The organism is Nonomuraea cavernae (assembly GCF_014646355.1).
In the GTDB taxonomy this organism is placed as follows: domain Bacteria; phylum Actinomycetota; class Actinomycetes; order Streptosporangiales; family Streptosporangiaceae; genus Nonomuraea; species Nonomuraea cavernae.
Genome location: NZ_BMNH01000045.1, coordinates 16035 through 37051, shown reverse-complemented (window position 1 = coordinate 37051; position 21017 = coordinate 16035). Strand labels below are relative to the sequence as shown.

20 protein-coding genes are annotated in these 21017 nt (G+C 72.7%); 13 read left to right on the top strand and 7 right to left on the bottom strand.

The window, feature by feature from the left end; translation table 11 throughout:
• Positions 1-72 precede the first annotated feature (72 nt).
• Together IEY82_RS37130 and IEY82_RS37125 are read left to right on the top strand one after the other, a co-directional pair.
• Positions 73-879, top strand: coding sequence for an enoyl-CoA hydratase/isomerase family protein (locus IEY82_RS37130; protein ID WP_189128980.1), 807 nt, complete (start codon positions 73-75; stop codon positions 877-879).
• Positions 876-2183 carry an acyl-CoA dehydrogenase family protein gene (locus IEY82_RS37125; RefSeq protein WP_189128979.1) on the top strand — a complete coding sequence of 436 codons (1308 nt, stop codon included), beginning with the start codon at positions 876-878 and terminating at the stop codon, positions 2181-2183. Before IEY82_RS37130 ends, IEY82_RS37125 begins: the two co-directional genes overlap by 4 nt.
• A gap of 76 nt (positions 2184-2259) precedes the next feature.
• Here the strand turns inward: IEY82_RS37125 and IEY82_RS37120 are convergent, their stop codons facing one another.
• Positions 2260-3390: an acyl-CoA dehydrogenase family protein gene (locus tag IEY82_RS37120; RefSeq protein WP_189128978.1), complete on the bottom strand. Its 1131-nt coding sequence runs from the start codon at positions 3388-3390 to the stop codon at positions 2260-2262.
• A 1-nt stretch (position 3391) separates the two neighbouring features.
• The gene (locus IEY82_RS37115) at positions 3392-4420 is read right to left on the bottom strand and encodes an acyl-CoA dehydrogenase family protein (protein ID WP_189128977.1); all 1029 of its coding nucleotides are present in this window, start codon (positions 4418-4420) and stop codon (positions 3392-3394) included.
• Positions 4421-4537: 117 nt separating this feature from the next.
• On the opposite strand from IEY82_RS37115, the gene IEY82_RS37110 reads away from it, so the two are divergent.
• Entirely contained in the window at positions 4538-5299 is a 762-nt protein-coding gene (locus IEY82_RS37110) for an enoyl-CoA hydratase-related protein (RefSeq protein WP_189128976.1), read from the top strand.
• A gap of 99 nt (positions 5300-5398) precedes the next feature.
• On the opposite strand, the gene IEY82_RS37105 is transcribed toward IEY82_RS37110, so the two are convergent.
• Both IEY82_RS37105 and IEY82_RS37100 read right to left on the bottom strand, forming a co-directional pair.
• Positions 5399-6952, bottom strand: coding sequence for an AMP-binding protein (locus IEY82_RS37105; RefSeq protein ID WP_189128975.1), 1554 nt, complete (start codon positions 6950-6952; stop codon positions 5399-5401).
• 37 nt (positions 6953-6989) lie between these two features.
• Entirely contained in the window at positions 6990-7583 is a 594-nt protein-coding gene (locus IEY82_RS37100) for a VOC family protein (RefSeq protein ID WP_189128974.1), read from the bottom strand.
• A 122-nt stretch (positions 7584-7705) separates the two neighbouring features.
• On the opposite strand from IEY82_RS37100, the gene IEY82_RS37095 reads away from it, so the two are divergent.
• Entirely contained in the window at positions 7706-8470 is a 765-nt protein-coding gene (locus IEY82_RS37095; RefSeq protein ID WP_189128973.1) for a FadR/GntR family transcriptional regulator, read from the top strand.
• A gap of 104 nt (positions 8471-8574) precedes the next feature.
• Here IEY82_RS37095 and IEY82_RS37090 read toward each other — a convergent pair whose 3' ends face one another.
• On the bottom strand, positions 8575-8982 hold the full coding sequence (locus tag IEY82_RS37090) for a nuclear transport factor 2 family protein (protein WP_189128972.1): 408 nt from the start codon (positions 8980-8982) through the stop codon (positions 8575-8577).
• 173 nt (positions 8983-9155) lie between these two features.
• Here IEY82_RS37090 and IEY82_RS37085 point away from each other — a divergent pair, with 173 nt between their 5' ends.
• The 6 genes from IEY82_RS37085 to IEY82_RS37060 all read left to right on the top strand — a co-directional run bounded on the left by IEY82_RS37085 (position 9156) and on the right by IEY82_RS37060 (position 14833).
• The gene (locus tag IEY82_RS37085; RefSeq protein ID WP_189128971.1) at positions 9156-9407 is read left to right on the top strand and encodes a hypothetical protein; all 252 of its coding nucleotides are present in this window, start codon (positions 9156-9158) and stop codon (positions 9405-9407) included.
• Positions 9404-11116: a UGSC family (seleno)protein gene (locus tag IEY82_RS37080; RefSeq protein WP_189128970.1), complete on the top strand. Its 1713-nt coding sequence runs from the start codon at positions 9404-9406 to the stop codon at positions 11114-11116. The genes IEY82_RS37085 and IEY82_RS37080 overlap by 4 nt, the downstream gene beginning before the upstream one ends.
• Positions 11113-11874 carry an enoyl-CoA hydratase/isomerase family protein gene (locus IEY82_RS37075; protein WP_189128969.1) on the top strand — a complete coding sequence of 254 codons (762 nt, stop codon included), beginning with the start codon at positions 11113-11115 and terminating at the stop codon, positions 11872-11874. Before IEY82_RS37080 ends, IEY82_RS37075 begins: the two co-directional genes overlap by 4 nt.
• A 178-nt stretch (positions 11875-12052) precedes the next feature.
• A complete protein-coding gene (locus tag IEY82_RS37070) occupies positions 12053-12853 on the top strand; it encodes an ABC transporter ATP-binding protein (protein WP_189128988.1) in 801 nt (266 codons plus the stop codon).
• Entirely contained in the window at positions 12850-13716 is an 867-nt protein-coding gene (locus IEY82_RS37065) for an ABC transporter permease (protein ID WP_189128968.1), read from the top strand. Before IEY82_RS37070 ends, IEY82_RS37065 begins: the two co-directional genes overlap by 4 nt.
• A 73-nt stretch (positions 13717-13789) precedes the next feature.
• Positions 13790-14833 carry an ABC transporter substrate-binding protein gene (locus IEY82_RS37060; RefSeq protein WP_189128967.1) on the top strand — a complete coding sequence of 348 codons (1044 nt, stop codon included), beginning with the start codon at positions 13790-13792 and terminating at the stop codon, positions 14831-14833.
• A 145-nt stretch (positions 14834-14978) separates the two neighbouring features.
• Here the strand turns inward: IEY82_RS37060 and IEY82_RS37055 are convergent, their stop codons facing one another.
• Positions 14979-15776: a FadR/GntR family transcriptional regulator gene (locus tag IEY82_RS37055; RefSeq protein WP_225262917.1), complete on the bottom strand. Its 798-nt coding sequence runs from the start codon at positions 15774-15776 to the stop codon at positions 14979-14981.
• A 100-nt stretch (positions 15777-15876) separates the two neighbouring features.
• On the bottom strand, positions 15877-17544 hold the full coding sequence (locus IEY82_RS37050) for a class I adenylate-forming enzyme family protein (RefSeq protein ID WP_189128965.1): 1668 nt from the start codon (positions 17542-17544) through the stop codon (positions 15877-15879).
• Between the two features lie 101 nt (positions 17545-17645).
• On the opposite strand from IEY82_RS37050, the gene IEY82_RS37045 reads away from it, so the two are divergent.
• From IEY82_RS37045 to IEY82_RS37035, 3 genes are read left to right on the top strand one after another with little or no spacing between them, the layout of a single operon-like run.
• Positions 17646-18458 (top strand): enoyl-CoA hydratase/isomerase family protein, encoded by an 813-nt coding sequence (locus IEY82_RS37045; RefSeq protein ID WP_189128964.1) that lies wholly within the window; start codon positions 17646-17648, stop codon positions 18456-18458.
• A complete protein-coding gene (locus tag IEY82_RS37040) occupies positions 18455-20170 on the top strand; it encodes a FadD3 family acyl-CoA ligase (RefSeq protein WP_189128963.1) in 1716 nt (571 codons plus the stop codon). Before IEY82_RS37045 ends, IEY82_RS37040 begins: the two co-directional genes overlap by 4 nt.
• Complete coding sequence (locus IEY82_RS37035; RefSeq protein ID WP_189128962.1) at positions 20167-20925, top strand: acyl-CoA thioesterase domain-containing protein; 759 nt, start codon at positions 20167-20169, stop codon at positions 20923-20925. Before IEY82_RS37040 ends, IEY82_RS37035 begins: the two co-directional genes overlap by 4 nt.
• The last annotated feature ends 92 nt before the right edge of the window (positions 20926-21017 follow it).

The following is a 21017-nucleotide window of genomic DNA, read 5'->3' as shown; positions in this document are numbered from 1 at the left end:
CGGAAATCCTCTCGCCTTTTCTTTGCTATCTTATAGCTATAAGATTCGGCTTGTCGAGAAAGAGGGGTGCGCGTGGCGTACGAGACGCTGGTCGTCGAACGTCATGGCCCGGTGGGCTGGCTCGAGTTCGACCGGCCGCACGCCGGCAACGCCATGGACGCCGTGATGATGGCCGAGCTGCCGCGCGCCTGGCGCGAGCTCGACGCCGACGACGACGTGCGCTGCGTCGTCGTCACCGGGCGCGGCAAGGCCTTCCAGACCGGCCTGGACATGGCGGCCCTCGCCCGCGATCCGGCGAGCCTGCGCGAGTCCAGCAGGCGCACCCGCGACGCGGCGCTGGAGCTGACCGGCTGGCACCTCGGCGTCCGCACACCCGTCGTCGTGGCCGTCAACGGCGTGTGCGCCGGCGGCGGCCTGCACTTCGTGGTCGACGCCGACGTCGTCCTCGCCGCCCGGCACGCCACCTTCCTCGACCCCCACGTGAGCGTCGGGCAGGTCAGCGCCTGGGAGGCCATCGGCCTGACGCACCGGATGGCGGCCACGGTCGCCGCCCGGCTCGCGCTCATCGGGACGCACGAACGTCTCGACGCCGCCCGGGCGCACCGGCTGGGGCTGGTCGGTGAGGTGGTCGACGGTCCCGGCCTGCGGGCCGCGGCGCAGCGGGTCGCCGAGTCGATCGCCCGGGGCCGTCCCGAGGCGGCCCGCCGGGTCAAGCGGGCGCTGTGGCGGTCGGAGGAGCTCGGCCTGACCGCCGCCCGCACGGCCGCCCGCGAGGACCGGCTCCCGACGTCGCCGGTGACTCCGGAGGCCACCCGCCAGGAGGCCACGCGGGCGGGGCGGCGGCCGGACCAGGAGACCGACAGAGAGGCACAGCCATGACAGAGCAGCAGCGGGCGTCGCTCGCCGGGCCGACCGGTCCCGACGTGAGCCCCGAGGAGGCGGTGGAGGCGGTACGGGCCTGGGTCGAGACCCACGTGCCCGCCCCCTGGCGCGAGGCGGCCGAGCGGGGCGGCCCGCGCGAGGTGCGCGGTGTCCGCACGCCGGAGGAGTACCGCTCCTGGTATCCCGTCTTCGGCGCCTCCGGCCTGATCGCGCCGACCTGGGACGTCGAGCACGGCGGACTGGGCTGGAAGCGCCCCGTCGCCTCCGCCGTCGAGACGCTGCTGCGCCCCTACCATCTGCCCCGGCTCAACCCGCTCGGGCTCAACCTGGTCGCCCCGGCGCTGTACGCGCACGGCCGGCCGGAGCAGCGCGACCGCTTCCTCGGCCCGATCGCGCGGGGAGAGGAGGTCTGGTGCCAGCTGTTCAGCGAACCCGGCTCCGGCAGCGACCTGGCCTCGCTGTCGACCAGGGCCGAGCTCGACGGCGACACCTGGGTGGTGACCGGCCAGAAGGTGTGGACCACCTGGGCCGACCGCGCCGACTTCGGCGTGCTGCTCGCCCGCACCGACCCCGACGTGCCCAAGCACCAGGGCATCAGCTACCTCCTCATCGAGATGCGGCAGCCCGGCGTCGAGGTCAGGCCGCTTCCCCACATGGGCGGGGAGACCGAGTTCTTCGAGGTGTTCTTCGACGGCGCCCGCGTGCCGGACGGCCACCGCGTCGGCGAGGCCGGCAACGGCTGGCGGGTCGCGCAGGCGACGCTCAGCGGCGAACGGCAGATGGTGTCCGGCTCGGGATCGGGCGGCGGCGTCGACCGGATCGGCGGCGTGAGCGCCTCCCACCTCGTCCGCCTGGCCCGCCGGCGGACGGCGGCCGGGCTGCGGGGAGGCTGGGACGACCCGGCGGTCCGCGAGCGCATCGTCTGGCTGTGGTGCGAGGAGCAGACCCGCGTCTGGACCAACCAGCGGGTCCGCGCCCGGCTGGCCGGCAACCTTCCGCTGGGGCCGGAGAGCTCCATCGGCAAGGTGCACGGCACCGAGCTCAACCAGCGGATCCAGGAGATGGCCGCCGACCTGCTGGGGGAGGACGCGGTGGCCTGGCCGGGCTCGGCCTCGACGCCCGGCGAATACTGGGACGGCATGCCGGGCGAGGTCCGGGGGCTGCTGCGCAGCCGGGCCAACACCATCGAGGGCGGCACCACCGAGGTCAACAAGAACGTGATCGCCGAGCGGGTCCTCGGGTTGCCCAAGGACTTCGACCCCTTCCGGGGCAGGCCCTGGCGGGAACTGCCCCGGAGCTGAGCGGGCAGCCCGAGCGCCCTGCCCCCGAAGCTGAGCGGGCGACCTGAGCGCCCGCTCTGCCCCGGAGCTGAGCGGGTCAGGCTCGGGGCAGCCCGAGCACCCGCTGCGCGACGATCTGGCGCTGGATCTGCTGGGTGCCGCCGTAGATCGACTGGGCGCGGGACCACAGGTAGTCCGCGAACGGGCCGGGCGCGCCCAGCACGAACGACGGCCCGGCGAGGTCGCTGACCACGCGGTAGAGGTTCTGCTCCACGCGCGTGGTCAGCAGTTTGTCAACCGAGCCGGCGGCTCCGTCGGAGCCGCCGCCCCGGCCGGCCAGCGACCGCGCCACGTGCCACCGCAGCACCTCCACGTCCACGGCGGCCTCCGCCAGCCGCAGGCGCAGCCCCGCGTCGGCGGCCACGCGGCCGGTCCGGACGTCCTCGCGGGCCTCGGCCAGCACCCGGCCGAGTCGTCCCACCCAGCCCATGTCGGCCGGACCGCGCTCGTACGCCAGCATGTGCATCGCGATCCGCCAGCCCTGTCCGCGCTCGCCGACGAGGTTGGCCGCCGGGACGCTCACGTCGTCGAAGAACACCTCGGCGAACTCCCTGCTGCCGCTGGCCAGCACGATCTCGCGGCAGTCGACCCCGGCGGAGCGCATGTCGACCACCAGCATCGACAGGCCGCGGTGGCGGGCCAGGCCGGGCTCGGTCCGGGCGAGCAGCAGGCACCGGTCGGACCACATCGCGCCGCTGGTCCAGATCTTCTGGCCGTTGACCACGAACCGGTCGCCGTCCGCCGTGGCCGTGGTGGTGAGCCCGGCCAGGTCCGAGCCCGCTCCGGGCTCGCTGAAGCCCTGGCACCACACCTCGGCGCAGCCGAGCAGGCCGGGCAGCACCCGGGCCTTGAGCTCCTCGCTCGCGAAGTCGGCGACGGCGTGGGCGATGTGGCCGATCGGCGGCGAGGCGGGCGCCCCGGCGGTGGCGAGCTCCTCGTTGAGGATGCCCTCGTAGACGTCCGGCAGGCCGTGCCCGCCGTAGGCGGCGGGCAGCGAGAGGCCCACGTAGCCGGCCTCGGCCAGGGCGCGGTGCCAGCGCAGGGTCCGCTCGACCGACTCGGCGGACTCGTATCCGGTGCCCTCGCGGTGCTCGTCGAGATGGTCGCGCAGCCAGGCGCGCAGGCCCGCGCGGAAACCGGCCTCGGCGGGGTCGTCGGCGAAGTTCATGTCAGCTCCTGTGCGGATCGTCGTCGGCGATGACGCCCTGGTGGTGGTGCTCGTCGCCGAACACCGTGCGGCCGGTGTGCGCGCGGCGCAGCCAGATGTGCGCGGGGGCCTCCCACGTCATGCCGATGCCGCCGAACACCTGGACGGCGCTCTCGCACACCTCGACCGCGGAGCGCGAGGCGAAGGCCTTGGCGACGCGCGCGGCGCGCAGCGCCTCGGCTCCGGGCAGCGCGTCGACCGCCCAGGCCGCGTGGTAGGAGGCGCTCCGGGTGGCCTCGACCAGCACGTGGCCGTCGGCGAGGAGCTGCTGGACCGCCTGGAAGGAGCCGATCGGGGCGCCGAACTGCTCGCGCGTGCGGGCGTGGTCGATCGCGGCGTCGAGCGCCGCCTGCATCGTGCCCAGCAGGTCGGCGGTCAGCAGGCTGAGGGTGAACGCGCCGAGCCGGGCGAGCGCCTGCTCGCCGGGAGGGGTGAGTGTGATCGCCGGGAGGCCGGACGGGGCGCCCAGGGGCCGGACCGCGCGGGTCGGATCGGCGAAGGGCAGGGCGTCGCCGAGGGCGTGCGCGACGCCGGTCGCCGGGATCACGGCCGCCTCCGCTCCGGCGGCGTCCCAGGCCAGGGAGTTCTCGGCGGCGCCGGCCAGGGTGCGCAGGCCGGCGTCGAGCGCCGGTGCCAGCCGTAGCCCGCCCTCCGCGAGGTCCTGGAGCAGGCCCGGGGGAGCGTTCCAGGTCTGGAGCTGCTCGGCCGCGATGACGGCCCCGAGGACCGGCGCCGGCACCGCGTGGTAGCCGAGCCGCTCGGCGAGCACGGTCAGGTCGACGACGCTCGCGCCCGCGCCGCCGTTCTCCTCGCGCAGGCCGATCGCGAGCCAGCCGCTGTCGACGACGCGCGACCACGAGTCGTCGCCCGGGGTGGGCGGGTCGATGTCGTGGGGGCCGCGGCCGCGGTGCCATCGGGCCGCGAGGTTGGCGGCCAGCTTGCCGCATGACTCGCGGAACGCGCGCTGCTCCGCGGTGAGCTCGATCTCCATGCCACTCCGAGAGGCTATCTTGTCTATTATTAAAATAATGGAGCCATTCTAGAGGCTTGCTCGCGACGTCGGCAACGGACCTGCCGTCCGTACGGCGTCCCACGTCAGGAGAGTGCGATGACCGAACGCCGGGCCGTCACCGTGACCATGGAGGACCACGTCGCGTGGATCACCCTGGATGACGTCGAGCGGCGCAACAGCCTGAACCCCGTGCTGGTCGGGCAGCTCGCCGCCGCCTGCGCCGAGGTGCGCGACGACCGCGACGTCCGGGCGGTGGTGCTCCGTGCCCGGGGCCCCGTCTTCTCGGCCGGTGGCGACATCGACGCGCTCGGCGTGCCGGCCGAGGACCCGACCGCCGTCTACGCGGGCTTCCGGGCGCTGGCCGGCCTCCCCGTGCCGGTCCTGGCCGCGGTGCACGCGCCCGTGATCGGGGCCGGCGTCAACTTCGTGCTGGCCTGTGACGTGGTGGTGGCCGCGCGGAGCGCCACCTTCGACCCGCGCTTCCTGGACGTCGCGATCCATCCCGGGGGCGGTCACCTGTGGCGGATGGAGCAGCGGGCCGGCCGTCAGGGCACCGCCGCGATGGTGCTGTTCGGCGACACCGTGACAGCCGAGGAGGCGGAGCGGTGCGGCCTCGTCTGGCGCTGCGTCGAGGACGACGACCTGCTCGACGTGTCCCGCCGACTCACCGCGCGCGTCGCGGGGCGCTCCCCCGAGCTGGTACGCCGGACCAAGGCCACGATGCGCCTCAGCCGTTCGCTCACCGACCCCCGGATGGCCGCCGAGCTCGAACAGGCCGCCCAGGACTGGTCGATGCGGCAGCCGAGCTTCACCGAAGCGGTCCGCCGCCTCCGCGACCTGGTCCGCACCCGCGCCTGACCGCTGGTTCCAGCGCCGCGGTGCGCGTGCCCGTGGCGCAGTCGCGCGTTTCCGCGCCGCGGTGCGCGTCCCCGCGTCGTGGTCGCGGGTCTCCGGTCGTCAGCGGGCCGGGCGGAGCAGGGTTTCGGCCAGTTCGTGGAGGGCCGGCTTGGCGACCTTGCCGACCGCGCCGCGCGGCAGCTCCTCGACGAGCCAGACGCGGCGCGGCACCTTGAAGTTGGCCAGCCGCTCCCGGCACCAGGCGAGCAGCTCCTCCTCGGTGACGCCCCGGCCTTCGGGCACCGCGAAGGCGACCGTCACCTCGCCGAGGCGCTCGTCGGGCACCCCGATGACGGCGACCTCCGACACCTGCGGGTGCTCGTCGAGGGCGTGCTCGACCTCGGCCGGGTAGACGTTGAACCCGCCGACGATGACGAGGTCACGGGCCCGCCCGGCGATGCGCACGTAGCCGTCGTCGCCGATCCAGCCCAGGTCGCCGGTGCGCAGCCAGCCGTCGTGGATCACCTCGGCCGTGGCGGCGGGGTCGTCGAGGTAGCCCGCCATCACGTTGCCGCCGCTGACCTCGATCTCGCCGACGACCGGATCGCCGGTCGCGTCGGGGGCCCAGACCCGGGCCCGCACCCCGTCGATCGGCCGTCCGATGGACGCGCACACCAGGTCGAACGGGTCGCCGGGCCGCGTCATGGTGCAGACGCCGGTGGCCTCGGTGAGCCCGTAACCGATGATCACGTCCTCGATGCCGAGGTCGTCGATGAGGCCCCGGACGAGCGCGGGCGGCACGATCGCCGAGCCGATGACCGCCTTGCGGATGCCGAGCTCGCCCGGCAGGTCACCGGAGCGGCGGGCCGCGAGGACGTACTGCTGCAGCGCGGGCGGGGCGTTGAGCACCGCGACCGGGTGGGCGCGGATCACGTCGGCGATCGACGCCGCCGACACGACGGGCACCAGCACGAGCGTGGCGCGCGCGTGGAACGGCGAGATCAGGCCCGTCTTGAACCCGCCGATGTGGGCCAGCGGGTAGGTCACCGGGTAGACGTCGCCGCGCCCGAGGCCGACCACCTCCGACCAGGTGCGGGCCGTCGACACCATCGGCTCCTGCCGGAGCAGCGCGCCCTTGGGCCGGCCCGTGGTGCCGGAGGTGAACTGGATCGTGACGATGTCGCCCGCCGGGACCGGGACCGCCCGCTCGCCGCCGAACCGGCCGACGAGATCGTTCCAGCCGGCGCTGCCCGCCGGCACGTCCTCGCCGAGGGTCACCACTCCGGCGTCGCCGGCGATCGGCAGCGCCTCCTCCGCCAGCCGGCGGGAGAGCAGCCGGTCGGGCGCGACCACGAAACGGCAGGCGGCCCGGGGCAGGATCTCGCTCACCTCGGCGGAGGTGTAGCGAGGGTTGAGCGGCACGAGGACGCCGCCCGCGACGATGGCCGCGAGCATGGCGACCGTGCAGTCGATCGTGTTGACGGCCCAGACCGCGACCCGGTCGCCGGGGCGCAGGCCGTGCCCCTGCCAGGCGGCCACCCCGGCCCGGACGCGCGCGTCGAGCTCGGCGTACGAGAGGGTGTGCCCCTCGCAGATCACGGCGGTGACCTCGGCGGCGTCCTTGGCCGCCGCGGCGAGGAGCGCGTCGATCGAGTGGGGTGAGGTGCTGCTCATCGAAACTCCTGGAGCGTGGTTCAGCCGTGGGGGGAGGTCAAGCCCGATCCTCGCGGCGCGGTGGGGGATAGACGAGGTGGTCGCCGAAGGCGGCGCGTACGACGTCCGCGCGGCGCGCGTCGAGCAGCTCCAGGCACCAGGGGACCCGCGCGGCGCGGGCCTCGGTGTAGGCCCAGAAGCCAGGGGCGGGCTCGGGAGCGTGCGGCGGAGTCCCGTGCCCGCGCAGCACGGCGGAGACCCGCGGCGCGGTGCCCGGCCGTCGCCCGGCGGGGGAGTAGGTCACCTCGGCGCTGTCGCCGAGCGCGGCGACGGCCAGGTCGAGGTCGTCGACCCAGAAGGCCAGGTGGTGGATGCCGGGGCCGTGCTCGTCCAGCCACGCCGAGGTGCGGGTGCGGCCGTCGTGCGGCTCCACCAGCTCGATCGCGGTGTCGGCCAGCCGGGCGAAGGCCACCCGGGACGAGGCCGGCCCGAGGATCTCGCCGTGCAGCTGGAGCAGCCCGTCGGGCTGGTTCACCTCGCGGACGAGCCAGTCGTCGATGCCCAGCACGGCGCCCCAGGAGCGCTGGAACTCCTCGATGTCGCGGACGGCGAAGCCGATGTGGCAGAGCCCGCTGATCCCCGGCACGCTCATCGCGGCCGCCGTCCGCCCGAGCGTCCGGGCCGTCCGGGCCGTCCGAGCCGTCCGGTGGGTGCGGGCCGTCCGAGGTGTTCACGCTGTCCGGGGCGTCGCCGCGCACTGCGTAGAATCGCGGGGTGCACGCCGAATCCGGCGCCGAGCCCACCCGTCGTCCCAAGCTCTCGCTCGAGGTGGCCCGGCAGATCGTCCAGACGATGAGCGACACCGGCATGGGCCCGGGTGACCGCTACTTCCCCGAGGCCGAGGCCATGCGCCGCCACGGCGTGGGCCGCGGCACCTACCGGGAGGCGCTGCGCTTCCTGGAGCATCAGGGCCTGATCGTCATGCGCCCCGGCCCGCACGGCGGGCCGGAGATCGTCCAGCCGGGCTGGCCCAACCTCGCCTCGACCATCGCGCTGCTGCTGCAGTTCGCGGGGGCGCCGCTCAGCTCGGTGCTGGACGCGAGGACCGTGATCGAGCCCGGCATGGCCGAGCTGGCCGCGCGCAACGCGACGGAGGAGGAGGTGGCCCGGATGGCGGGCGACCTCGCCGCGATCGAGCGCGGGCTGGGCTCCATCCGGGCCTTCGCGACGGCGTACGAGGCCTACTGGCAGCACCTCGCCGAAAGTAGCCATAACGAGCTGTTCGCCTTTCTCAGTCCGGCGCTGCGGGCCATCGTCAACAGTGCCGGGTTCGTGCCAGACGAACCGTACCGCGTCGAGATTTTGGCCCGGCTGCGGGCCGTGCACGAGGCCGTGGCCGCGCGCGACGCCGTACGCGCCCGCGAGGTCATGTGCGAGCTGGAGGGCGAGTTCGGGCGGCGGCTCAGGCGTGGTTATCCCCGGCAGATCGCCCAGGTGCTGGCCTGGTCGGACGTCCACTCCTTCCACGACCCCGCCTGACCGCCCGCCTGACCGCCCGCCCTGTCCGGCCGCGCCCCGCCCGGCCGGGCGGGTACGTCGGGCTCGTCCTCGCCTGGCCGGGCGAGGACGTCGGGCTCGGGCGGTCATCCGGCGCGGCTCACGCGCCGGTGGATGCGCCAGCCCTCGGCGGTGCGGGCCAGCTCGTCGGTGTAGACGCCGAAGACGCGGACCACGGGCGTCGAGGCGGTGTCGGCGAAGAAGAGGAAGTAGGACACCGCGGTGGCCGTGTCGCCGTCGACGGTGACGTGCAGGGGGACGACCAGGTGGCGGGTCGCCGTGCCCGGCCCGCTGACCCCCTCGGCGCGTCGCCGGCGGGTCGCCTCGACGATCTCGTCGACGCCCTCCTGCGTGCTCGTGCCGAAGGTCCAGGTGGCGTCGGGGGTGTAGAGGGTGCGGTAGTCGTCGGGCGTGCCCTCGTCGGCGAGGTGCGCGGCGCGCCCGATGAGATCCCGGATGAGCACGTGGTCGTGCGTGGGGCTGGCGTCGGACATTGCGCGACCCTAACATAGTAATGATGTAAATCATAGCTGCGAGCGCCGTCGAGTAAGGCCGCTCCGACCAGGTGCCTTGATTGTCGATCCGGTTCGTCCATTGACCATCGTCTGTGTAAAGACTAGGTTCCTGGATTATTCGCACATCACGCACACGAACGGAGGATTCGATCATGGCGGTGACGTCGATCGGCGCGCAGCTCGTCGCCGAGTTCGAGCGGATGGTCCGCCGCGACGGCGGCGAGGTCGTCCTGCTGGCCGAGGAAGGTGACCTGATCCGCGTCGGCTACCGGCCCGGCAGCGCCGGCCCCGACTGCAAGGACGATGTCTGCGTCCTGCCGCAGCACGAGCTGCGGCAGCTCATGGCCGAGACGCTGCGCCGGCGCGCCCCGGGGCGCGAACTCGTGATGGAGGTACTCCCGTGAACGCCCGACTGACCATCGTCAACCCGGTCGCGACGCCCAGGTCGCACGCCGACGGCGACCGCTTCCCGCCCGCCGCGCGCCCCTCGACGCTCGACGGCGCGACCGTGGCGCTCTACTGGAACGGCAAGCAGAACGGCCTCGACGCGCTGGACCGTGCCCGGGAGCTCATCGCCGCGAAGTTCCGCGACGTCACCTTCGTGGAGCTGACGGGCGCGCTCGGCGGCACCACCCGCTACCTGTCCGAGGAGCAGCTCGCGCTGATCGAGGACCAGGTCGACGTGATGGTCGCCACCACGGCCGACTGCGGCAGCTGCTGCTCCTGGCTGATGCGCGACCTCTGCGAGGTCGAGCGCCGCGGCGTGCCCGCCGTGGGCTACACCGCGGCGATCTTCGACGAGGACGCCCGCTTCAGCGCCAAGACCTTCGGCGTGCCCGAGGCCTGCCCGGTGATCGTGCCCGACTGCTTCTCCAACAAGAGCACGCAGGAGATCCACCAGATGGTGGACGAGTCCTTCGAGGAGGTCGTCCACCTCCTGACCACCGAGCGGGCCGTCTACGACGTGCTGCCCGAGTTCGACTCGATGGTGCTGGAGAGCGCGCCCGAGCTGCACTTCGGCGGCGACGACCTGCTCGACGCCTTCGACGAGATGCAGCGCCGGTTCGTGGCCAACGGCTGGAGTGACGGAATGCCGCTGGTGCCGCCGACCCGGCGCAAGGTCGCCGCGATGGTGGAGGCGTCCGGGCTGGACGGCGACCACGTGGTGGGCGACTTCGCGCCGGGCTTCGGCATCGGCACGGTGGAGAAGATCGCGGCGAACGCGGTGATGGCGGGCTGCCGGCCCGAGACCATGCCGGTGATCCTCGCCGTCATGGACTGCGTCCTCGACCCGTCCATCGGGCTGCGCACCTGGGCGATGTCGACCGGCCCGCAGGCGCCGCTGGTGCTCGTCTCCGGACCGATGGCCGACCAGATCGGGATGAACCGCGGCATCTGCGCGCTCGGCCCCGGCTCGATCTCGGAGGTCAACGTCGCCATCGGCAGGGCGCTGCGGCTCATCATGATGAACGTGGGCCTGTCCTACCCCGGCATCACGGACATGGACACCATCGGCACCCCGATGAAGTTCTCGGCCTGCGTCGCCGAGAACGAGGAGCGCACCCCCTGGGACTCCTGGCGGGTCCAGCAGGGCTTCTCCCCGGAGCAGTCGACCGTCACGGTGAACGTCCCCTACGGCATGACGGAGTTCTTCGACTTCCAGAACTCCGATCCCGAGCTGCTCATCGAGAGCTGGTCGACGCTGACCTCCCACGCGGTCGGCACGCCGGCGGCCGGCGCCTGGCTGATCAAGCAGAACGCGCCGCTGTCCGCCGGCTACCCGTTCCACGGGACGTTCTCCAACATGCTGCTGATGGCGCCCGACCACGCCGCCGTCTTCGCCGCCGCCGGCTGGACCCCGGCCGACATCCGCGAGGCCATCCACCGGCGGACGAAGATCTCGTTCCGCCAGCTGATGCTGAACCAGTCGATGCCCGCCTTCGAGACCTCCCATCCGGAGCTGCGCTGGCTGCTGGACGCCCCCGACACGATGGTCACCGTCAACCCGTCCGCCGACTGCTTCGAGTTCTTCGTCGTGGGGGCCAAGGCCGGCCGCAGCCAGTTCTGCTTCGGCGGCACGAACTCCGTGACCAAGCCCATCGTCGTCCCATGACCCCCGCCGCGGCACCGATGATCGAGCTGACCGGACCTCGCCCGTACGTCGCCCAGATCACGCTGAACCGGCCCGCCCGCCGCAACGCGCTCGACCTGGCCGGTTTCCGCGAGCTCGCCGCCGCCTGGCGCGAGGTCGCGGCGGGCGGGGCGCGGGTCGCCGTGGTCACCGGAGGGGCCGACTTCTCCTCCGGCGCGGACCTGGCGACGTTCTCCGACGACGTCGCGGCGGCGCTCGGGCGCGGCGAGCCCGCGGCCGCCGTGTGGGACGACGTGCATCACGCGCTGCTGCGCGACGTCGTGCTGCCCATCCCGGTGGTGGCCGCGATCGAGGGCATCTGCTTCGGCGCCGGCATGGAGCTCGCCGGCGCGACGGACCTCCGGGTCGCCGCCGAGTCGGCGCGCTTCTCCCTGCCGGAGGTGCGGCACGGGTTCATCGCGAGCGGCGGGTCGGTCGCGCGGCTGCCGCGTCAGATCGGCTACCCGGCGGCGATGCAGGTGCTGCTCACCGGCGAGCGCTTCGGCGCGGCCCGGATGCGCGAGTGGGGCTTCGTCGGCGAGGTCGTGCCGGACGGCTCGGCGCTCGGCCGCGCCCTGGAGCTCGCCGAGCGGGTGGCCGCGAACTCCCCCGACGCGGTGCGGGGCGTCAAACGGGCCGTCGGCGAGGGTCTGCGCGGCACCCTGGCGGGGGCGTACGAGATCGAGTCGCGGGTGTCGGAGGAGGTGCTGGCGATCTCGCGCCGTTCCGCGCGAGACTGAGTGACCTCGCCCGACGCGGTACGACGCGGTCCGTCGAGGCGGGTCTCCGGGCGGCGCGCGGCCGGCGCCGCCCGCGCTCACAAACCCTTGTCTGTCTCACGTTAGGTATGTATCTTATACATCATTGATGCATTAGGACTCCGTCGTTCGGACGGTGGTCGCAGAGAGGCCCTTCGTGATGTCACCACTCCCCGCAGACGGCGCCGCCGAAGCCGGTGTGAAGATCGCGGTCCGGAAGGTGGGCAAGGTGTTCCCCGCCGGCACCGGCTCGGTACAGGCCCTCGCGGACATCTCGCTGGAGGTGCGCGACGGCGAGTTCCTGTGCCTGCTGGGCCCCTCCGGATGCGGCAAGACCACGTTGCTGAGGGTCATGGCCCAGCTGGAGCGGCCCTCCAGCGGGGTCATCGAGATGCGTCACGACGATCCGTCGCGGCCGCTCTCGGCCGTCGTGTTCCAGGACTACTCCGTGTTCCCGTGGAAGACCATCCGCGACAACGTGATCTTTCCGCTGCTCCAGACCGGCATGCGCAAGGCGGAGGCGCGGCGGGTCGCCGACCACTGGCTCGCCCAGCTCGACCTCGGCGGCTTCGAACGCGCCTATCCCGACACCGTCTCCGGCGGGATGAAACAGCGCGTCGCCATCGCCCGGGCGCTCGCCGTCCAGCCCGAGCTGCTCCTCATGGACGAGCCGCTCGCCGCGCTCGACGCCCAGCTCCGCCTGCTCCTGCAGGAGAAACTGCTGGAGCTCTGGCAGGCGCACCAGAACACCGTCGTCTTCGTCACCCACTCCATCGACGAGGCCCTGCTACTCGGTGACCGCATCGCGGTGATGAGTGCCCGGCCGGGCCGCATCGCCACGGTGATCGACGTGCCCTTCGCCCGGCCCCGTCACCCCGACGAGATCCGGGCCTCGCCCGACTTCGCCGCCCTGCGTGACGAGATCTGGCACCGACTGCGAAGGGAACTTCAGCCCGCATGACCCCCGTGACCCGCGACCCCGGCACCGCGACCACGCCGCGCGCCGACGGCGCCACCTGGCGGTCGATCACCCCCGGACCGGCCGAGCTCGACCCGCGTGGGTACGCGAGGCGCCGCGGCCTCGTCGAACGGGGCCTCGCCATCCTGGCGCCCGTCGTCCTCATCGGCCTCTGGCAGCTCCTGGCGAGCGGCGGAACGCTGGAGAGCAACTACTTCCCGGCTCCGACGACCATCGCCGCGAGCTGGGGCGAGCTCATCGAGAGCGGCGTCTACCAGGAGTCGGTCGTCGCCAGCGTGCAGCGCATCGTGATCGGCTACCTGGCCGGCAGCCTCAGCGCGGTCGTGCTCGGGCTCCTCATCGGCTCGGTGCGGCTGCTGCGCGTGGCGCTGGAGCCGACGATCGCCGCCCTCTACACGGTCCCGAAGCTGGCGATCCTCCCGCTGCTCCTGCTGATCTTCGGCCTGGGCGAGACGAGCAAGATCCTGCTCGTCGCCCTCACCTGCTTCTTCGTGGTGCTCATCAACACGATCGACGCGGTCAGCGGGGTGTCCCCCCGCTACGGCGACGTCGGCCGGTCGTCCGGGGCCTCGCGCTGGGCGACCCTGCGGCACATCACCCTTCCGGCCGCTCTGCCCCAGACCATCACCGGAATGCGGATCGCCTCCGGTCTCGCCGTCATCGTCATCGTCGGCGCCGAGTTCGTGGCGGCCGACGCGGGCCTCGGGTTCCTGGTGTGGAACTCGTGGAACCTCGGAGTCCCGGAGCACATGTACGTGGGCATCGTCTCGATCTCGGTGATCGGCGTCATCGCCAGCATGCTCCTCCGGGGCCTCGAATGGCTGCTCACCCCCTGGAACCGTTGACCAACCGTACGAACGCACCGGATCCGGCGGACGTCGTCCGCCGGTCGGTGCGCCCCATCGAAAGGAACCCCCCGTGACCGCTCGGCTCTCGATGCGGAGTCGCGCCGTGGCCGCGTTCGCCCTCTCGGCCCTTGCCCTCGGCGTGCTCGCCGGCTGTGGCAGCGACGACGAGAAGGACGCGCCCGCCGCCGGATCCAGCACCCTCAAGGTCGGCTACATCTCTGGAGCCTCCCTCGCGCCGGCCTTCGTCGCCGACGCCCTCGGCTGCTTCCAGAAGGAGGGCCTGACGGTCGAGTACACACCGATCAAGAACCCGGCGGACGCCATCGCCTTCCTGTCCACCGACAAGCTCGATGCCTACGTCGGGTCGCCGTCGGCCGGCATGTTCAACCAGGTGGCCAAGGGCGCCGAGCTCAAGATGGTCGCCTCGCTGGGCTCGGTCAACACGCCCGAGGGCGAGGCCGCGCCGAGCGGCCTGTTCGGCGGCAAGAGCGTGGCGAAGGTCGAGGACCTCAAGGGCAAGCGCGTGGGCGTCCTCGGCACGGTCGGCACCGCCACGTCCTACCTGCTCGGCAAGTCCCTCGAAGCCGGCGGCCTCACCTTCGACGACGTCGAACTGGTCTCGCTCGCGCTGCCCGACATGGTCCCGGCGCTCAAGAACGGCGGCATCGAGGGAGCCCTCCTCATCGCCCCCGAGACCCAGAAGGCGCTCGAACAGGACGTCGCCCACGCGCTCGTCGACTCCAAGAAGGCCTACGGCACGAGCACGACCTCCGGCATCATGTACGGCCCGCGCCTGCTCAAGGAGGACCGGGCGTCCGGCGTGAAGTTCATCAGGGCGACCGCCTGCGCCACGAACCAGATGCTGGGCGACTGGCGCAAGGACGCCAAGGTCGTCTCGGCGCTGGCGACCTTCATGAAGGTGCCGGACGAGACGATCAGCAAGGGCGGCCTGTACGTCTTCGACCCCACGCTCACGGTGAACACCGGCACCCTGACGGAGATGCAGGAGATGTTCATGAAGGTGAAGGGCACGCTCACCTACGACGAGATCATCCCGGCCGACAAGCTGGTCGACGACGCCATCCGCGCCGAGGCCGTCGGCAAGGCGGGCTGACCTCGGCAAGCGGGCCGACGTCGGCAAGCGGGCCGACGGGGAGTCTCGCCGAGACGACACGAGACGAAGGGCCCTCCCGGACGGAACATGTCCGGGAGGGCCCTTCGTTCGCTCGTGGAGCCGTCGGTCTTCGGAGCCGTCCGCCTCAGCGAGAGGCGGAGTAGTCGAGGTTGTCGAGCAGGTCGGTGTTGACGATGTCGCCGTCGGCCGAGCCGAGACTCGACCGCCGCGTCGCCGCCAGGTGGGCGCTGGCCAGCTTGACCGCCCGAGCCCCGTCGCCGGCCTCGATCGCGTCGACGAGCTTCTCGTGGTCGCGAAGCGCCGCCCGGCGGGACTTGCGGGCCATCGGCGAGTCGGGGTCGGTCTCCTCGTTGAGCGAGGCCTCCGACCACACGGTGGACTCGTGCGCGGTCCAGATGATCTCCAGGGAGCCGATGATGACGATCATCGTCTCGTTGCCGCAGGTCTCGACGAGCTTCTCGTGGAAGCGCCGGGCCCGGATGGGGAACTGCTCGGGGTCGTCGAAGGCCTCGTGCTGCTCCTCGATGACCTGGCGCAGCGCGGGCACGGTCGTCTCGGCGCGGTCGGGCCGCTCGGCGCAGAGCGCGACGCACGTGGGCTCGAGGTGGAGCAGGGCGCCGCTCACATCGGCCATGTCCGTGCGCCGCGTCTGCAGCACCATGCTGATCGTGCGGGCGATGCGCTGCGGAGTGGGGAGGTGGACGACGGCGCCGCCGACGTTGCCGCGCCTGACCGAGACGAGGCCCTCGGTCTCGAGGATCCGCATGGCCTCGCGCACGGCGGGCAGACTGACCCGGAACTCGGTGAACAGGTGCTCCTGACGGGGCAGGCTGTCGCCCTCCGTCAACCGGCCCGCAAGGATGTCGTCGCGCAACTTGGCGGCGACGATCTCTGCCAGACGCGGCTGTCGTAGCTGTCGCACAGAACCCCTCCCGTACTCGTAGACGGCGACATGGGCCCGCGTCGGACTGGCGCTGTCAATGTCGCGTATAACCCCGGCGTCAATCATACAATCATTAGGACTACAGCGTAACTTCCGGTGGAGCAACGGTGGCCCGCAACTGCCGGCGCAGCAGCTTGCCCACGTCGGAGCGCGGCATCGTCTCGACCACGGCGAAGGCCACCGGCACCTTGTAGGCGACCAGCCGCTCGCGGCACCAGGCTTCGAGTGCCGCGGCGTCGATCTCTCCTGACTGCGGCACGATCCAGGCGTGGGGCACTTCGCCGAGGCGGCCGTCGGGCACCCCCGCGACCGCGGCGTCGCGCACGGAGGGGTGGCGCCGCAGCACCTCCTCGACCTCGTCGGGGAAGATCTTGAGACCGCCGCGGTTGATCATATCGCTGACCCTTCCCTCGATCCACAGGAAGCCGTCGGCGTCCATCCGGCCGATGTCGCCGGTGCGCAGGAAGCCGTCCACGATCCGATCGTCGTCCGGCGGCTCGGGCGAGCCGTCGGCGGCGGCGTAGCCGCGCATCCGGAACGGCGAGCGGATGTGGATGTGGCCGAGTTCGCCCAAGGCGACGTCCTCGTCGTTCTCGTCCAGGACGCGCAGGTCGACGTCGTCGTAGGGGCGGCCCGCGGCGCCGAGCTTCTCCGTGCCGAAGCTCCGGATGTCCTCGATCGTCCACCCGACCACCTCCCCGCCGAGCTCGGTCTGCCCGTAGGAGTTGAGGACGAGGACGCCGAACCGCTCGTGGAAGCGCCGGGCGGTGGCCGGTGAGAGCGGCGCCGTGATGGACCGGACGATCTCCAGCGGCTCCAGCGTGTCGATCTCGTCACTGTCGCAGAGCATCGTGATCATCGCGGGCGCGAGCACCGTGGACTTGAGCCGGTGCGTGTGGACGGCGGCGGCGAAGACCGGCGGAGTGAACCGGTCGAGCAGCACGACGCCGAACCCCGCGCGGAGCGAGAACAGCGTGTTGAAGATGCCGGACCAGAGCGCGAGCGACAGCGGGATGAGGTTGACCCGGATCGTCGGCCGCTTCTCGCGCGGGGCGGGACCGCGCCGGCGCAGCTTGCGCAGGCTCGAATCCAGGGCGTCGATCGTGCTGCGATGGCGCAGCAGCACGGCCTTGGGCTTGCCGGTGGTGCCCGAGGTGCGCAGGACCAGCGCGATGTCGCCGTCGTAGGCCGCGGCCGGGGCGCTCGCCGGCCGCCGGACCGTCGCGCTCCACTCCGTCTCGTCGAGCTCGACCAGTCCGAGTTCGCCGAGTTCGCGGGGTTCGCGGGGTTCGCCGAGCAAGCCGGTCTGGCGGTCGAGCTCCGCGAGCTCCGCAGGCTCCGCGAACCCAGCGAGCTCCGCGAGGTCGGGGGCGGTGCCGAGGAGCAGGCTGACGGGAGTGTCGGCGAGGAGGTCGGCCACCTCGCGGCCGGTGCTGCGGCGGTTGATCGGCATGTAGACCGCGCCCACCGTCCAGACCGCGAACATCGCGACCACCCCGGTCATGCCCGATCCGACCAGCGCGCCCACGGGATGGCCCGGCCCCACCCCGGCCCTGGTCAGCGCGTCCGCCACCGCGGACACGGCGGCGCGCAGCCCGGCGTGGCTCAGGGTGCCGGCCGTCGAGTGCACCACGATGGTGTCGTCGAGCGCGGGGAGATCGTCCAGCAGCTCGACCAGCGACCGGTCGTGCCGCTCGGCCGGAGGCGGAACGGGTGGCCCGCCCTCGGTGGGAACGCTCGTGCTCATCGCCATCCTCTCATCAGCCTCTTGCAACTCAATCATTGTAAAGATAGCAATAAGCGTATGGGTAGGCTGGCGCGGCAAGAGTCCATCTTTATAATGCTTGCATGCTGAGTGAGTACCCGGCCGTCGGCGGAGTCGACATCGACCTGACCGGCGGCGTCCTGACGCTGCGCCTGAACGATCCGCGCCGGCGCAACGCCCTGGACGACCGATCGTTGCGCGCGCTCGTCGACGCTTTCGAGCTCGCCCAGAACGACGAGCGGGTGCGCGCCGTGCTCCTGTCCGGAGCGGGCGGCGACTTCTGCAGCGGCTTCGACATCGTCGGGCGCAACGCCGGCCAGGGCACGCGCCCCCGGCCGGGAGCGATCCAACGCCGGCTGCCCTCCCAGGCCCACCGGCTGATCCCGCAGCTCTGTGAGCTGCAGATCCCGGTCGTGTGCGCGGTGACGGGCTACGCGGTCGGCATCGGGTTCCAGCTCGCGCTCGCCGCGGACTTCGTGGTCGCCGACTCCACGGCCACCTTCTGGCAGCCGTTCGTCACCCGGGGGATGACGCCGGACAGCGGCGCGACCTGGCTGACCACCCGGGCGGTCGGGCCGCTGCGGGCCCGCCGGCTGCTCATGCTCGGCGAGCGCCTCGACGCCTCCACCGCGCACGAGTGGGGCGTCGTCCACGAGGTCACCGGACCGGGCGAGGCGGGTGAGGCGGCCGGCGCGCTCGCCGCCCGGCTGGCCGCCGGGCCGACGGTCGCGCTCGGCCTCACCAAGGCCCTCATCAACCAGGCCGCCGACGCCGCCCTGCGCGAGCAGTTGCCCGCCGAGGCGTACTCGCTGGAGATCTCCTCACGCAGCCAGGACTTCCGCGAGGGGCTCAGCGCCTTCGTCGAGAAGCGCGAGCCGAAGTTCGCCGGCCGATGAGCGCGGAGCGGACCATCCCCCGGGTGCTGATGGGCAGCGCCGAACGCTTCGGTGACCGGCTCGCCGTCGTCGACGGCGAGACCGAGCTGACCTTCCGCGAGCTGCTGGACGCGGCGCTGAAGGTCGCCCGCGCCGCCATCGCGCTCGGCATCGGACGCGGCGACCGGGTGAGCCTGTGGGCGCCCAACTCCCACCGCTGGATCGTCGCGTCGCTCGGCCTGCACTGCGCCGGCGCGACCGTCGTCCCCGTCAACACCCGCTACCGCGGCCCCGAGGCCCGCGAGATCCTGGCCCGGGTACGCGCGAGGGCGGTTCTCGTCGACGGCGGCTTCCTCGGCTACGACTACGCCGGAGTCGTCCGCGAGCCGGGAGAGGAGAACGGCGCCTGCCTGGACGATCTCCTCGTGGTGGACATGCTGGGCGCGGACGCGCCGGGCGACCCGGGCCTGCTCGGCTGGGACGCCTTCCTCGCGCGCGGTGAGCGGGTGCCTGCCGACGCGGCCCGGGAGGCGGCGCTGGCGGTGCAGCCGGACGACCTGGCGGAGATCATCTTCACCTCGGGCACCACCGGGCGGGCCAAGGGGGTGACGATCCCGCACGGCCCCTCGCTGGACCTCTACCGGACGTACGGCCAGATCTGGGGGTTGCGGCCCGGCGACCGCTACCTGGTCACGCTGCCGTTCTTCCACACGGGCGGCAACAAGGCCGGGATGATCACCAGCCTCCTGCACGGCCTGACCGTCGTGCCGATGGCGGTCTTCGACCCGGTCGAGGCGATGCGGCTCATCGAGGCGCACGGCGTCTCGGTCATGAACGGCTCGCCCACGATCTACTACTCGCTGCTGGAGAGCTCCGAGCGGGAGGCCTACGATCTCGGCTCGCTGCGGGTGGCCGCCACCGGGGCGGCGGTCGTGCCGGTGGCGCTGGTCGAGCGCGCGCGCTCGGAGCTGCCGTTCGAGCACTTCATCACCGCGTACGGGATGACGGAGTGCTTCGGCACGGCCACCATGTGCCGCGCGGGCGACTCGGCGGACGTGATCGCCCGCAGCAACGGCCGGGCCCTGCCGGGCGTCGAGCTCCGGATCGTCGACCCTCGCGGCCGGGACCTTCCTCCCGGCCAGCCGGGGGAGGTGCTGATCCGCGGCGCCAACGTCACGCCCGGCTACTGGGAGGACCCGGCGGCCACCGAGGAGGCGATCGACGCCGACGGCTGGCTGCGCTCCGGCGACATCGGGACGCTCGACGCGGACGGCAACCTCAAGATCACCGACCGGCTCAAGGACCTGTTCTTCGTGGGCGGGTTCAACGTGTCGCCGGCCGAGGTGGAGCAGGTCCTCGCCCGCCATCCGGCGATCGTCGAGGTCGCCGTCGTCGGCGTGCCGGACGAACGGCTGGGGGAGGTGCCCAAGGCCTACGTCGTGCCGCGCAGGGACGCCGAGGCCGACGCCGGAGAGATCATCGCCTGGGCGCGCGAACGGATGGCGAACTTCAAGGTGCCGCGGATCGTCGAGTTCGTCGCCTCGCTGCCGCGCAACGCCAGCGGCAAGGTGCTGAAGGGCGAGCTGCGCGCGCCCGTCGCGGCTGGAGACGCGGCTGGAGACGCGACCGGAGACGCGACCGGAAACGCGGCCGGAGACGCGACCGGAAACGCGGCTGGAGACGCGGCCGGAGACGCCGGCGGGGTTCGCGGTGGCGGCCGGGCGACGCCGTGAGCAGCCCCGGCTGGCCTCTTGGCGGCCTCGATCCCGGCGCCGCCGTGATGGTGGGCGCCGAGATCTGCGCCCACGGCGTACTCTTCGGCGGCTGGGGACTCGGCCTGCTCACCGACGTCGCCCAGCGGTCGGCGGGCGGCCGGCTGAGCGACCTGTCCGTGAGCTTTCTGCGTCCGGTCGCCGAGGGCAGCCGGCTGGAGGTGTCCTGCGAGCTGCTCGCGGCGGGCCGTTCGCTGGGGCACCACCGGCTCGACGCCGTGGAGGGCGGGCGGACGGTCCTCACTGGTACGGCGGTGGCCGGACCGGCGGCGGGGCCCGTGGCGCACGCCGGAGGGCCGCCCCGCGTCCCGCCGCCGGAGGACTGCCCCGAGCGCTCGTACCTGTCGGGGCCCGGCACCTCGACGGCGGGCCTGCTCGACGTGCGCCTCGCCCGCGAGGAGGCCGGAACGGGCGTCGCCGGGACGGCGCTGCTGTGGGCCCGCGTGCGCTGCGACCTGGCCGGCGAGGTGCGGCTGGCGGTGGTCAGCGACCACGTGCCCTACCTGCTGCGCCGGGCCTTTCCCGCACTGACCCGGGTCGCCACGGTCAGCGCCTCGCTGCGGGTGCTGGGCGGGCCGGTGGCGGAGTGGATCCTGCTGGAGGTGAGCCTGGTGGCCTGTGCCGGGCGCACCGCCGTCGGCAGAGTCGTCATGTGGTCGGAAGGGACCTCGCTGGTCGCCGTCGCCGAGCAGACCACGCGCCTGACTCCCGGTTGACCTGGTGATCGACCGCGAAATTATCGGCCGACGCATTGCCACCGGGGCCTCACACATGCCAGCCTATGGTTTATAGGATTCAATCATAGTAA